Origin of the sequence: Pseudomonas sp. MWU16-30323 (assembly GCF_020515595.1) — a bacterium.
GTDB lineage: Bacteria > Pseudomonadota > Gammaproteobacteria > Pseudomonadales > Pseudomonadaceae > Aquipseudomonas > Aquipseudomonas yamanorum.
In genome coordinates this window covers 150,922-164,860 of sequence record NZ_JAIWYM010000011.1, presented here as the reverse complement: position 1 = coordinate 164,860, position 13,939 = coordinate 150,922, and the positions used below count along the sequence as shown (strand labels likewise).

Below are 13,939 nucleotides of genomic sequence, written 5' to 3'. Positions count from 1 at the left end.
CTATCCACCCTTCGTTTGCCGGAGATGTCTCTAGTGGGCGGCGATTAAAAACTCATCTGCCATTGCCCGATCAACCCATGATTGCGGCTGTTACTGCCTATTTCGCCGCTGTAGCCCACGCCGAGGGTATGGCGTGCCGACAGGCCTACATCCAGCCCGGCTTCCAGCAACAGGCTGTCACGGTCCAGGGCGCTGCCTTCGACGTTGAACGCGGTGCCGCCCATCAGGAAGGCCTGGCGGGTGCTGCTGTCGACATTGCCGTAGGTGTGTTTCCAGCCGGCGCTGACCCGCGGTGTGAGACTGATGCCATTGTCGAGCTGGCTCAGGTGCGCCAGGCGCAGGCCGAAGGTGCTGCTGACATTGTCCTGGGTTTGCCCGTCGACATGCAGGGCGGCGGCGCCGCCTTTTTCGTTGTAGCTGTCGCGGTGGTAGCGCTGGTAGCCGAGGTTGGCGAATGGCTCGGCGCTCAGGCGCCCGCTGCCCATGGCATAACCCAGTTCGGCGAAGGCTTGTTGGCTGTTGGCGTCGTAGTCACCTTTGGGGCGATCGTTGAAACCGTCGAAGGCCACGGTGCGTTTGCTGTCGCCTTGGTGCCCGCTGTAGGCAGCACCCAGGCGCAAGGCCAGCGGGCCGCTCTGGCGCATGGCGTAGATACCGGCGTGCCAGCTGTCGACGCTGCCGTCGACGCCGGTGGTGTCCAGGTCGGTCTTCGAATAACCGCCCAGTACGCCCACGCGCCAGTCCGAATCGAGCGCCCAGTCGGCCCCCAGCACGCTGCCCTTGGTGCGCTGGGTCAGGCCATTGCTGCCGTGGTCGCCGTCGAGCTTGCCGTAGCTGCCGATGCCTTGCAGCCACAGGCGGCCCCGGGCATTGGGGTCGTTGAGGTTGCGGGCCTCGGCGGGTACGCCGGTGGCGGCCAGTACGGGCGTATCTTTTTGATCGAGGCCCACCAGCAATCCTGCGCCGCCGCCCAGTTGATGCATGGCGCTCAGCATGCTGTTGCCGACCTGGGCGCTGGCGCCGAGGGTGGCACTGGTCAGGTTGGCGGTGCTGCTGCCGGCCAATTGCTCGATGGCGGCACCGGCGCTGCTGTTGGTGGTGTTGAGCAAGGCGTTATACAGCGCGTTGTTCTTGCCCAGGCTCGCCAGGGCGTTGGCGGCGCGGGTGCCGTTGCCGGTGTTGGCGAACTGATTGAACGCCACGTCGTTGCGGGTATAGGTCAGGCCAACCTGGGTAGGGCTGTAATCCAGGGTGGGGGTGAGGAAGGCATAGTCGCTGGTGACCTTGCCGAACGTGCCATTGATACTGCCGGCCTGCAGCACCGTGTAATGGCTCTGCCACGGGTAGGTGCCGGTGCCGGGATTGACCGCCAGGGTCGCGCCATTCAGGTAGGCCGTGCCACCGACCTGGACCGGTGCGCTGCTGCCGTCGGCATTCACGCCATAGGCCAGGGTCGAGCCGCTGGTCATGGTCAGGTCGCGGGTGATGCTGGCGGTGCCAAGTGCGGTGTTGGTCTGCAAGGTGCCTTTGACCAACAGGCTGCCGACGCTGCCACCGCCGGCATAAATACCGCCTTCATCGACGGTCACGTTACCGGCGATCCCGCCTTGGTTGATCAGCTTGGCGCCGCTGAAAATCTCGCCGCCGTCGCTGAAGTCACCGCTGCCGGTGAGGGTCCAGGTGCCTTGCTTCACGTCCAGCCATTCAAAGTTGCGACTGTCGCCGAAACTGCCGCCAGCGCTGTCGTCCATGATCACGCGGTCATATCCCGTGCCGCCATCCACCACGCCGACAAAGCGGCTGCCGCCGAGCAGGGTCAACTGGTCATTGCCGCCGCCCAGATCCAGGGCCAGGCCGTTGCTGCCGCTGATCAAGCCCGCGTTGACCACCGTGTCGGCAAACTCGCCGACGAACTTCACGCCGAAGCCGTCCAGGCCCTGGATGGTGCCATGGTTGATCAGGGTGGTGGCGGCCAGTCCCGGGCCGTCGCTGCCATCGTCCACCAGGATCGCGTTGTTGGCGCCGCTGACCCGCGCGCCGACGCCGTTGAACACATAGCCACCGCCGAGGGCGATGCCTTCGCTGCCGTTGGCAAAGCCGTTCTTGTCGACACCGCCGGCGCCCACGCCCTGGATGATGCCGTAGTTTTCAATGTGGGCGATCTTGTCGATGTCCACGCCGTCACCATCGCCGTCCGGCTGCAGTCCGGAAAATGCGCCGGTAATAGTGCCGTGGTTGATCACCGTGCCATCGCCGTCGGAACCAAAGCCCGAGCCGTTGCGGCCGATCACCGTGCCATAGTTGGTCAGCGTGGCGCCCAGGTCGGTGGTGATGCCGTGGCGGCCACCGGAGATGAGGCCGTAGTTGGTAACGGTCACGCCGGTGGCGGAGTCGATATCGACGCCGTCGAACTTGTCATCGCGCGAGTGGGTGTCGCCGGTGGAGATCTCGCCGTAATTGGTGAGGGTGGCGTTGCCGCCGGTCTTCATGCCGTCGCTGGCGTCGCCGCGAATCAGCCCGCCCTGGCGGTTGATGATAGTGGTGGTGACGTTCGGACTGCGGATCGCATCCAGGTCCAGCCCTTGGCCGGTGGCGGAGTGAATGGTGCCGCTGTTGTCGATCAACAGGCTGCCGCTGGCGAAATTGCTGTCGATGCGCAGCGCGTCGTTGGCACCCTGGATCACGCCGCCGGCGCGGTTGTAGATGCTGTAGTTGCGCGCGGCGGTGAGATCGCCGCTGCTGTCGATGGCCCGGCCTCCGGTGGAAATAATGCTGCCGGCGTTGTCGATCACCACGCCATTGGCGGTGGTGCCGTCCTTCAAGGTCACCGCGACTTTGGAGGTGGTGATACTGCCCGGTGCCGAGATCGTCAGCGAGTCACTGCCGCTCAGGGTTTGCCCGGTGGTGGTCGGTGTATCGATCTGCAGCGTCTTGGTTGGCGTGGGCGCCGCATCGACAAAACCGCTGCTGACCAGCAGGCCGAGAGTGAGCGCAAGACGCTGGGGCGAAGGGGGCATGGCAGACGTCCTTGTTTTTGGAAAAGAGTCGACCTGTATAGCGGAGGTTTTTTACAGAATGATGGCGGGGAGGTTACTGAGGTGGTGCGTCGTTTGCGGGTTGAGGTCACCATGCTGAACCAAAGTCTATTTGCACGGATGTGCAAAATACCTATGCGTACTCTGGTGTATATCGAACACGGCGAGGGCAATCAGACGCTAAAGTTGTTGAATGCGGCATATAGTCCGCCGGTTGCTGATTCGTCGGTGACCGATCTTAGCCGGTCGAAAGCAAAGTGAGACCTCTGAACTTCAATTACGAGTCTTTCTTCATGCCCAACTACACCGCTCTTGAAAGTAATATCAGCTGTGACCCCGTCCTGTTCCTCAACCCCGATGCCGACGCCCGCGGGCTACTCGAAACCGCCACCCAGCGCATCACTTCGCCTCCGCGGCGCATCTGTTGTTGCAGGATGGTTGTGACGCCTTGCAGGCGTTGGGGTGGAAAGAGGGCAGGGTTGGCTGAGCACAAGGCCCGGATACGCTGAAGATACAATGTGGGAGCCGGGCTTGCCCGCGATGACGGTGTGTCAGTCAATACATTTGTGACGGATACACCGCTTTCGCGAGCAAGCCCGCTCCCACATTTGTCAGGGGGTGGCAGGGTGGCTTAGGTACGGCACTCCACCAGCGTTTTCAGTTGACCCGAACCCGTTTGGTTCTCATCCGACAGCCACCGCTCAAACCCCGCGCCAATCGCCGGCCATTCCCCATCCAGGATCGAATACCACGCCGTATCCCGGTTCTTTCCTTTCACCACCGTGTGCTGGCGAAACACCCCTTCAAAACTGAACCCCAACCGCTCGGCGGCGTTTTTGGAGCGGGCGTTGGCGTTGTTGCACTTCCATTCCAGGCGACGATTGCCCAGCTCAAACGAGTGCTTGGCCAGCAGGTACACCGCCTCGGTGCTTCTTGGCGAGCGCTGCATCGGCGCGCCGAAGGTCACGTGGCCGATTTCGATGCGGCCTTGCTCGGGCACGATGGACATCAGGCTGAGGATGCCTTGCACCTTGCCGCTGGCCTTGTCGATCACGCTGAAGAAGTACGGGTCGCTGTGGGACGCGTGGTTGTTCAGCCAGGCGTCGAAGGCGGCGCGCTCGGGGAACGGGCCGTAAGGCAAATAATCCCATAACGTCGGATCCGCGCCGGGGCCTTGCAGGGCGTTGAACAGGTCATCGCCATGGCGAGCCGGGTCGAGTTTTTCCAGGCGCACGAAGCGGCCTTCGATGAGGGTGATGGTGGGCGCCGGGACACCTTTCCAGTCGGCCAATGATGTCGTCATGCTGTGCTTCTCCTTAAAGACCTTTGCGAAACTGGATAAAGCCGGGGCGTTCGGCGATGCGTTCGTACAGTTGGATGGCGGTGGCGTTGGTCTCGTGGGTCAGCCAGTGGACCTTGCAGCAACCATCGGCCTTGGCGGTGGCGTAGACGAATTCGATCAGTTTGCGGCCGACGCCGGTGCCACGTTGGGCCGGGTCTACCAGCAAATCCTGCAGGTAGCAGGAGTTTTCGATGCTCCAGTTGGAACGGTGGTAGATGAAGTTGACCATGCCTACGGCCTTGCCATCCTGCCAGGCCAGGGCCGAATGGGTCGGCTCATTGGCGTCGATCAGGCGTTGCCAGGTGTTCTGGCTGACGGCGTCCGGCAGCTCGGTGTTGTAGAAGCGCAGGTAGGCTTGCCACAGGGGCAGCCACGCGGCGTGGTCGGCGGCGCTGACCTGGCGGATTTCGATCTGGCTCATGATGGCTCCTTGGGAATAAAGCGGGCGAGGGTCTGGTCGCGTACGTCGGTGCTGGCCGCCAGGCCCTCACGTACGCCGGCGATGTCCGCCGGGCTGCGGTTCTGGCTGAGTTTTCGTTTGCCTTCCAGGCGTTGGATCGGCAGGGCAAAGCCGACGATGGCCTTGAGCATGCCGTCGATGTAGTCGGCCGGGGCGTCGCTGACTTTCCAGGGTTGAGCGCGCTTGCCTTCATGGCGGTCGGTGAGGGCGCTGACCAGCTCGAGCAGGCGCTCGGCATCGGTGAACACTTCGCCGGTGCCATAGGCGTGTACCGCGATGTAATTCCAGGTCGGTACCACTTTGCCGTGTTCGGCCTTGGCCGGGTAGAACGATGGGCTGACGTAGGCCTCGGCCCCGGCAAAAATCACCAGGGCCTCGCGGCCATTTTGCAGGTCCTGCCACTGGCGATTGGCCTTGGCCATGTGCCCGTAAAGGGTGCCGTTGGGCCCTTCATCAGGGTTGAGCAGCAGCGGCAAATGGCTGGCTTGCAGGCCTTGTTCGCCAAAGGTCACCAGTTGCGCCAGGCGCGTGTGCTGGATCAGTTGCTGGATTTCGGGCAAGTCATCGAGGGCAAAGGCGCGTGGTGTGTACATGAAGATTTCCCTTGGCGAATGCTTGCATCCTAGGCAGGCTATTGGTTCGTTGTAAGAGCCATCTAGCGCCAATTTTATAGGTCCAATCCCATGCCCCCCATTGAGCCGCCGCTGTCGTTTAACCCTGCGGGTATCGAACTGGACCGCCGCCAGGGCCTGACGCGCCAGCTCTATCAGGCCTTGCGCCAGCGGGTGCTGGACGGGCGCCTGGTCAGCGGCACCCGGCTACCGGCCAGCCGTGACCTGGCGGCGGCCTTGTCGATTTCTCGCAACAGCGTGGTACGGGCCTATGACCAGTTGTATGCCGAAGGTTTTATCGAAGGGCGTGTGGGCGATGGCACCTATGTCGCGCAATTGCCGCAGACCCCGACCGCCGGTAAAAAACTATCCACAAAAGTATCCACAGGGTTTTCAACAGGCTTATCCCCAGGGTTATCCACAAACTGGCTGGATTTGCCGGTGATTTCATCCGCAGAAGTTATCCACAGCGGCCCTTTGACGCGCATGGAAAACAATCATTTGGCCCTGCCGCCCAGTGGTCCGCCGCGTGCGTTTCGGGTGGGTGTACCGGCGTTCGACCTGTTCCCTTTTGAGATCTGGGCCAAGCTGAATGCGGCTTTCTGGCGCAAGCCCGACTTGCAGCAACTGTGTTACGGCGACCCGGCGGGAGAAGAACGCCTGCGAGGGCTGATCGCAGCTTATCTGCGCAGTTCACGAGGCCTGCAATGCACGGCTGAACAAATAGTGATCACCAGTGGCGCGCAACAGGCAATCAGCCTTTGTGCACAGCTGCTGGTGGAGCCGGGTGACGGCGTGGCGATCGAGAACCCCGGGTACCGGGCCGCCGGCCATGCCTTCGCTGTGGCAGGTGGCCGGCTGCACGGCGTGTCGGTGGACAGCGAGGGCATTGACTGCCGTGCCCTGAATGCCCTCGACAGTTGCCGCCTGGCTTACGTCACGCCGTCCCATCAATACCCCACCGGCGTGGTGATGAGCCTCGCCCGCCGCCTGGAATTGCTGGCTTGGGCCCAGCGTACGGGCGGCTGGATCGTCGAGGACGACTATGACGGCGAATACCGTTACAGCGGCGCGCCCCTGGCACCTTTGGCTGCCCTGGACCGCAGTGGCCGAGTGTTGTACGTGGGCACGTTTGGCAAGGTGGCGTTCCCGGCACTGCGTCTGGGTTACCTGGTATTGCCGACCGAGTTGGTGGAGGGGTTTGCCCGGCGCCGGGCGGTGGATGTGCGGCACTCTGAAGTCAGCACCCAGGCGGTAATGGCCGAATTCATGGCTGCCGGGCATTTCCAGCGGCATGTGCGGCGCATGCGCCGTGCGGCGTTGAGCCGACGCAATGTGCTGCTGGCGGGCTGGCCTGTGGATATTCCCGGTGTAGGCAGCCTGCCCGCGGTGGCGGCAGGGCTGCACTTGACGGTCTCGGTGGACAGTGTGGCGCGGGAGCGGCAACTGATTGAACAGGCCGCTGCGGCAGATGTGGAAATCAATGGCCTGAGCAGCTATTGGCTGCCGGACTCCAGCACCCCGCCGGACCAGCGCGCCGGCCTGGTGCTGGGGTTTGCCGCCGTACCCGAAGCGCAGATCAGCCTTGCGCTGAGCCGCTTGGCCCAGGCGTGGGGCTAGGCGCTTCGGGAGCCAGGAACAATCGCCTGGCCAGTTGCGGGCCGATTTCGCTGCGGTAAATTTCGATGCCGGCCTGTTCTGATGCGTCACCCCGGGACTCGAATGCGCCGCCCAGGCGGCGTTGTTCAAGGGTTTTCAGGTGCGCGGCGGTGTAGGCCTCTCCGATGGCATCCATCGCGGCGTAGTGAAAATGCGCGTACCACAGAATCCGTTTGTTCTGTTTCTCGCGTATTTCGTACTCCTGCAGGAAGTCCTTGCGCGGGCCCTTGAGTCGGCGGCGGGTGCCGCTGAGTTCGATGGTGATCTCATTATCAGCGTACAGCAGTTGCAGATGCGCGGCGGTGGGCGGGCGTTTCTTGAGCATCTCCAGCTTGATCCGATGGCCTTCGCGGTAGAGCTTTTTCACCGCCTCGTCGAGTTGCCCGCTCAGGGCCGCGGGAGCGGTGTTGTCTGTCTCGTTGCTGGCCACCGAGGCCCGTTCAATCGCGCGGCTGGCCTCCTCAAGCTTTTCCGCGTGACGATGCACCTTTTCTTCGATTTCCACTGGCAGCCGCTGGCTCTCGCTCGCCAGGCCCTTGGTGCGCTCGATAAAGCGGTCGACGTCACCGAGCAAAGCCTGGCCATTTTTCATGCTCACCGCCAGCCCCGGCCGGCGAGCGCGGGCTGCCTGGGGGTGTGGCGATTCGCGTTTGACCCAGACCCCCGGTGTTTTCTCATGGAAGGTGGCGATGACTTTTTGCGTGAGCGGCTCGCGTACATCCACCAGGCTTGGTTCATCGGGTCGTGGCTCGCCGACGACGACACCCTTGAAGCGGGTCTTGATGATTTTGCGCGCGGGCGGCTGATTGGAGGCCGAGGTGTGCGGCCGTGGCTCAAGTGCTTTGCGCTCGCGCAAGGCCGCCGCCAGTTGCTGCACGGTGCGTTGGGCGAATTCGTCGGTTTGCTGGCGCACTTCTTCCAGGGGCACGGTCAGTATCTGCCCCGGGTACTCCCTTGGCAGGTCGAGCAGGTCCTGATTGATCACGGCAAATTGGTCCACCAGCGTATCCAGGGCTTCGATGCGTTCGTGCAGCGTCGTGGTGCCCTGGGCTTCCTGCACCTCAATCGAGCTCTGGATGGTCAAGTCGGCTGCCTCGGCAATCCGGTTCAGGGCGCCCCTGGCATCGCTGAGGGCGCCGGCTTCGCCTTCCTGTACACACAGGAAGCGTGAGATGGACACCCGAAACGCCTTGAGGTCATCGAGTTGCACGCTGGGCATGTGTTGCCGGGTCTGTTCCACCAGCGTGAGGCCGTTAGCCCCGAGGTTTTGCAGCTCCTTGAAACGTGAGTGCAGGTATTCCAGATGTTCCGCCAGTTGCCGGGTCATGCTGTCCAGGCGGCGATGTTCGGCGCTGGTGGGCGAGTCCTTCTCCAGCTGCGGGCCGAGGCTTTGCAGCAGGGCCTGAAAGTCGCCGATGTACTCGTCGATGGCGGCTCGGGTCAGCAGGATTTGCTGTTTGAGGTAAGTGATCATCCGTCCCGGGTAATCCGGCACGGTGTCCAGCAGGTTCAGCGACCTGAGCTGGCGGATGGGCACTTCATATTCCTCCCGGCGTTTTTGCAGCTTGGCGATAAAGTCGTCGCGCTCGACCTGCGCCGTGGCGGGTGGTGCGGCGCGGCTGGCGGCGCGGGCGACGTCCAGTTCGGCGGCTTTCTGGCCGCGTTGGCCTTCGAAGGTGTCCAGTTGTTCGCGCAGTTCGGCAATCCTTGGGGGCCGCAGGCGCTGGCCGCGTTTTAGCCGGCTGCGCAGGCCGCTGCCACGCAGGCGCAGGCGGGTGTCGATAAACCACTGGCCCTGACGGTTGTTGATCAGCAAAGGCCCGCGGCGGCTCGGTTGCGTGGGGTCAATGATGATCACGCTGTCGTTTTCATCCACCGTGACCTCAAACCAACGCTCTCCCACCGGGGCGTACCAGTGGGTACCCAGCGGGTAGAGATGCTGGTGGGGGCCCGTCTCGTTGTTCTGCGCACCCAACCCTTGGGGCTTGGTCACGTCGAAGCTCTCGAGGGTTTTTCTCAGGCTCAGTGGCTTGCGCGTCAAGGCGGCGAGGGAATGGATGGGCGACTCATGGCCCAGGGGCAGTTCCGCGGTCTGGATATCGGCCTGCCGGGTCACGGTTACGCTGACGACCGGCGGCTTTTCTTCACGGGGCAGGGCTTTGCGGGGTGCGGGCTCCATGGGCGGTTTGCGCCGGTTGGCCATGTGCAGCACCAGGGCCATGCCCAGGTTGAGGAACACATCGGTCAAGGCCGACCATTGGGTGGTGCTGTCACCCACTTCATGGGCCTGGACGGCCTGGTCCAGGTCATCCATCAACTGGCCGATCCAGGCCGCCGTGCCCACGGTCTTGCCGAGGAAGGGCAGTGCGGCGTTGAAGATCAGCCATCCGGCGTGTTTGAAACTTTCCCAGCGCGCTTCGGCGTTGGACACCGATTGGCGGTCGGCCAGGGTCACCAGTGCCTGGGCGTTGGCGGTGAACAGGCTCGCCAGGTAATCGCCGCCCAGGACTTCATCGGTCAAGACAATCGGGCCGCTCATGACCACGGCGGTCAACGGTTCGATCAGCAGTTTGGTCAACACCCAGGGAGAGGCCAGGCTGCCGGGGAACACGAACTGGGCGTAGCCGAAACGTGCCGCGTCCGGCAGCCAGGCCAGCACCGCTTGGCGTAGCGGTGTGTCCTGTTTGATGGCGTAGATCAGGTTGGCTCGGGAGGCAAACTGCATCAATGGCGTGCTGGACATCGGCTGATAGAGCAGGCATGGGCCTGCCTTGGCATCCTGGGGGCCGATGACGAACATGTTGTCGACCTTGTCGGCCCTCTGCGTGATGCGCAGGGTGGGGACGAAAGCCAGCGGGCGTATCACAATCAGGTGGCCGTCGACACGCCGCTCCGCCACCGCGCTGGACATCACCGCGCAGATATAGCGGTAACCCAGTTCGTCCAGGCCAAACTGGCCGCGGATCTTGAGTTGCAGGGCCAGCAGCGGCAACTGCAGGCGCAGTTGCGCGATGTAGAGGGTTTGGCGGCGACCGGCTTGCACCGGGTCGTCGAGCAGCACGCGTTTGACCAGGGCCGGGTATTGCTGGCCGACGTTCACCCGGCTGATCAGGCCTTCCAGGTAGCTGGCGGTCATCCATGTCGGCACGCTGTTGCCGTTTTCGTAGCTCACGGATTTGTTGCCCAGTGGCAAGGCGATCAGGTTTTGCAGGGCCAGTTCGACGAGGTCGAATGTCACGGTTTCTGTCTGTCCCGGCACGACGAACAACCCGGTGACCACCAGGCTGGTCACGGTAATTCTGATCTTCTGCACGTTGATCCGGGCGGCGTCGGGATGGTCCTTGAGCATTTGCTCGCGCAAGGCTTGCAGGGCGTAATCGCGGATCGGCGCAATGCCGTCCTGATAGCTCTGGCTGGCCTGGCGCGTGTTGAGTTGCGCCAGGTCCAGCAAGGCGCGGCTGTACAGCGACAGGTCGGTAAGCGGGGCGTCCTTCAGCCACTTCGGCAGTGCCTGGCGCATCCATTCCAGCCCGGCCTGGTGGGGTGCTGGCAGTTGGTTGAAGTCCAGCAGGAAGTCCCGTTGCAGGGGATCTTCAGTCGCCTCGATCTGTGGGTCGATGACGTTGAACTGGTCAATGGCGTCGATCTGCATGCCGATCAGCACGCAGGCCTGGTGCTCGAAAAAATCCCCTTCCGGTTCGAACAATCTCCAGTGCAGTGGCAGGCCCTGCGGGTTGAGGGCGTGACCGCTCAGGGAGTTGCCCAGTTCTTGCAAGCTGTCGAATTTGTCGTAACCGCTGCCCAGGGAGTAGGTGAGGATGATCGTCTGTTGCTCGTGGGTGCCGATCAGCACCGCGAAGCCGGTGAGGTTAAGGTGTTCGACCCGTTCGTTGCGGCTCACATCCACGTCCACCAGGTAGGTGCGGGTGCGGTACTTGTCGTTGGGCAGGCGCAGGGCGTAATCGGGGTATTGGTACACCAGCTTGGCCATGGCGCGTTCGTCTTCGTCCCAGGTGCCTCCCTCCAGGTCCCAGATACTGCGCAGGGCAACGGCCAGGGCTTGCCAGTGGGTGCCGTTGGGGCCGTTGGTCTGGTTCCAGTAATCCAGCTGTTGTTCCTGGAACGCGATAAACAGCAACGGCGCGAGTTCGTTGATCAGCCGGCCGATGGCATCGATGCGCACGGGCAGCTGAATATCCGGCCCGGTGTTGGAGCGGTAGGTCAGGTAGTGTTCACCGTCGAAGTAGGTGGCCTGGGTACGTGTCATCGCGTGTCGGGCCAATGCCCCGCTGAGCGGCTCATAGTGAGGCAGGCCGGGGAGAATCTCGCCGTCCCTGGCCAGCCACAACGGTGACACCACCACGGCAAGGTCAGGGTCGATGTCCAGTTGCGGATACAGCTCTTTCAAGGCCGGGCGCAACGCGTTGCAGGCGACATCGCGCAGGGTGGGGCCGGTGGTCAGTTGGGTAATCAGGGTGTTGGTGGTGAGGGGGCCATTGGGCGTGGGGGCGTCGGGCATGTGGGGCAATCCATCTAGACAAGGGATCGCCCCACAGTAGCCAGCCGCCCGGTGGCCCGGGCGGTAGTTAGTTAGCCGTTCAGGTGCCGGACTTGATCTTGGTCCAGGCTCGGGTCCTGGCGCGTTCTGCATCGCGGCCCAGCGGTTTCAAGGTGTAGAGCGTGGCCATCGCCGTTTCGGTGGGGTACAGGTTGGGGTTGCTGCGGATCGCCGGGTCGACCAGCGAGGTGGCGTCCTTGTTGGGGTTGGGGTAGCCGACAAAATCACTGATGGGCGCGATCACGCCGGGTTGCAGCAGGTAGTTGATGAAGGTGTAGGCGTCCTCGGGGTTTTTCGCACCCTTGGGAATCGCGAGCATGTCGAACCAGATCGGCGCGCCTTCTTTGGGCAGGCGCATGTCCACGATCACACCGTTCTTCGCCTCTTTGGCGCGGTTGGCCGCCTGGGAGAAACTGCCGGAATAACCGACTGCCACGCAGATGTCGCCGTTGGCGATGTCAGCCATGTATTTGGAGGAGTGGAAGTAGGTGATGTACGGGCGGATTTTCATCAGCAGGGCCTCGGCCTTTTCATAGTCCTTGGGGTTGCTGCTGTTGGGGTCCAGGCCCAGGTGTTGCAGGGCCAGGGGCAGGATCTCCGACGGCGAATCCAGCAGCGCCACCCCGCATTGCTTGAGCTTGCTGATGTTCTCGACGTTGAAGATCAGGTCCCAGCTGTCCACGGGGGCATTGGCCCCCAGCGCGGCCTTGACCTTGTCCGGGTTGAAGCCGATCAGGATGGTGCCGTACATGTAAGGCACGGCGAATTTGTTACCCGGGTCGTTGGCCTCGATCAGCTTCATCAGCTTGGGGTCGAGGTGGTTCCAGTTGGGCAGTTTGCTGCGGTCCAGTGGCTGGAACACCGAGGCTTCGATCTGTTTGGCCAGGAACACGTTGGACGGCACCACCACGTCATAGCCGGAGTTGCCGGTCAGCAGCTTGGCCTCCAGGGCCTCGTTGGTGTCGAAGATGTCGTAGACCAGCTTGACGCTGGGGTTCTGCGCCTTGAAATCTTCCAGGGCCTTGGGCGTGATGTAGTCGAACCAGTTGTAGACCCGCAGGGTTCTTTCTTCGGCGTGCGCGGCCCCGCTCAGCACGGCGGCGCAGAGGACAAGATGCTTGAGCCTGTTCATTGGGCGAATCCCTCAAAACCTTCGAGAACGTTGACGGCATTGATGCCGATTTCTGCCACGGCGTAGCCGCCTTCCATCACGAACAGCGTCGGTTTGCCGAGGCGGGCGATTCGCGCACCCATCGCCAGGTAGTCGGGGCTGTCCAGTTTGAACTGGGAGATCGGGTCGTCCTTGAACGTGTCCACGCCCAGCGACACCACAAGGATATCGGCGCCATAGCGTTCAATCTCCTCGCACGCCTGCTCCAGGGCGGCACTCCAACGGTCCCAGCCAGAACCTGCGGGCAGCGGGTAATTGAAGTTGAAACCTTCACCGGCGCCTTCGCCCAACTCGTCGGCGTAGCCCAGGAAGAACGGAAACTCCGCTTCCGGATGGCCATGGATCGAGGTGAACAGCACATCGCTGCGCTCGTAGAAAATCGACTGGGTACCGTTGCCGTGGTGGTAGTCCACGTCGAGGATGGCCACCTTTTTGTGGCCTTGGTCGAGAAACGCCTGGGCGGCGATGGCCGCGTTGTTCAGGTAGCAATATCCGCCCATCAAGTCGCTGGCGGCATGGTGCCCGGGCGGGCGGCACAGGGCGAAGGCACTGTGGGCGCCTTGCTGGATCGCCTGTTGCGCGGTGAGTGCGACTTGCGCCGCACTGTAGGCCGCCTGCCAGGTACCGGCGGTGATCGGCGCGCCGCCGTCGAAGCTGTAATAGCCAAGCTGGCCGTGCAGGCTGGTGGGGATGACTCGGCGCAAGGTGCGGGCGGGCCAGGTGTAGGGCAGCAAGTCTCCGTCCTGGCCGAACGCGGTCCAGCGTTGCCAGGCGCCTTTGAAGAAGTCCAGGTACGCGGGGCTGTGAATACGTTGCAGCGGCGCCAGGCCAAAGTCCTCGGGCGCTTGCACCAGGCCCAGCTCGCGCTCCTTGACCCGTTGCAACACATGGTCGGCGCGGGAGGGCATTTCGAAACAGGGCATCAGTTGCCCGTCCATCAACTCGCACCGGCCATGGTGCAGGTGGTGATCGTCCGAGTAGATCGTCAGCATATTGTTGTTCTCCGCAGGCTGAATCGGTGAGGTCCAGTCTTGCGGCGGGTGGGATTTATGAGAATGGCAGGAGCGGCCAAAATGGGATAAATATGGCCAAAGTGTGTGACC

General features: G+C 62.9%; 9 protein-coding genes. 2 read left to right on the top strand and 7 right to left on the bottom strand.

Going from position 1 to position 13,939, the window contains the following annotated elements:
• Nucleotides 1-44: 44 nt before the first annotated feature.
• A complete protein-coding gene (locus tag LIY45_RS15615; protein WP_226476843.1) occupies nt 45-3,017 on the bottom strand; it encodes an autotransporter outer membrane beta-barrel domain-containing protein in 2,973 nt (990 codons plus the stop codon).
• A gap of 33 nt (nt 3,018-3,050) precedes the next feature.
• Here LIY45_RS15615 and LIY45_RS15610 point away from each other — a divergent pair, with 33 nt between their 5' ends.
• The gene (locus LIY45_RS15610) at nt 3,051-3,296 is read left to right on the top strand and encodes a transcriptional regulator (RefSeq protein WP_226476866.1); all 246 of its coding nucleotides are present in this window, start codon (nt 3,051-3,053) and stop codon (nt 3,294-3,296) included.
• A 370-nt stretch (nt 3,297-3,666) separates the two neighbouring features.
• Here the strand turns inward: LIY45_RS15610 and LIY45_RS15600 are convergent, their stop codons facing one another.
• Genes LIY45_RS15600 through LIY45_RS15590 form a run of 3 tightly spaced genes read right to left on the bottom strand, consistent with a single transcriptional unit; the run spans nt 3,667 to nt 5,430 of the window.
• Entirely contained in the window at nt 3,667-4,338 is a 672-nt protein-coding gene (locus LIY45_RS15600) for a GNAT family protein (protein WP_226476842.1), read from the bottom strand.
• A 13-nt stretch (nt 4,339-4,351) separates the two neighbouring features.
• The gene (locus LIY45_RS15595) at nt 4,352-4,798 is read right to left on the bottom strand and encodes a GNAT family N-acetyltransferase (protein ID WP_003213433.1); all 447 of its coding nucleotides are present in this window, start codon (nt 4,796-4,798) and stop codon (nt 4,352-4,354) included.
• On the bottom strand, nt 4,795-5,430 hold the full coding sequence (locus LIY45_RS15590; RefSeq protein WP_226476841.1) for an FMN-binding negative transcriptional regulator: 636 nt from the start codon (nt 5,428-5,430) through the stop codon (nt 4,795-4,797). The genes LIY45_RS15595 and LIY45_RS15590 overlap by 4 nt, the downstream gene beginning before the upstream one ends.
• Nucleotides 5,431-5,520: 90 nt before the next feature.
• Between LIY45_RS15590 and LIY45_RS15585 the strand changes: the two genes are divergently transcribed.
• Entirely contained in the window at nt 5,521-7,068 is a 1,548-nt protein-coding gene (locus LIY45_RS15585; RefSeq protein WP_226476840.1) for a PLP-dependent aminotransferase family protein, read from the top strand.
• Here the strand turns inward: LIY45_RS15585 and LIY45_RS15580 are convergent.
• The 3 genes from LIY45_RS15580 to LIY45_RS15570 form a co-directional block, all read right to left on the bottom strand.
• Nucleotides 7,028-11,626 (bottom strand): DUF6543 domain-containing protein, encoded by a 4,599-nt coding sequence (locus LIY45_RS15580; RefSeq protein WP_226476839.1) that lies wholly within the window; start codon nt 11,624-11,626, stop codon nt 7,028-7,030. The genes LIY45_RS15585 and LIY45_RS15580 overlap by 41 nt on opposite strands.
• A gap of 79 nt (nt 11,627-11,705) precedes the next feature.
• Nucleotides 11,706-12,797 carry a polyamine ABC transporter substrate-binding protein gene (locus LIY45_RS15575; protein WP_226476838.1) on the bottom strand — a complete coding sequence of 364 codons (1,092 nt, stop codon included), beginning with the start codon at nt 12,795-12,797 and terminating at the stop codon, nt 11,706-11,708.
• Complete coding sequence (locus LIY45_RS15570; protein WP_226476837.1) at nt 12,794-13,828, bottom strand: histone deacetylase family protein; 1,035 nt, start codon at nt 13,826-13,828, stop codon at nt 12,794-12,796. The genes LIY45_RS15575 and LIY45_RS15570 overlap by 4 nt, the downstream gene beginning before the upstream one ends.
• Nucleotides 13,829-13,939 lie beyond the last annotated feature (111 nt).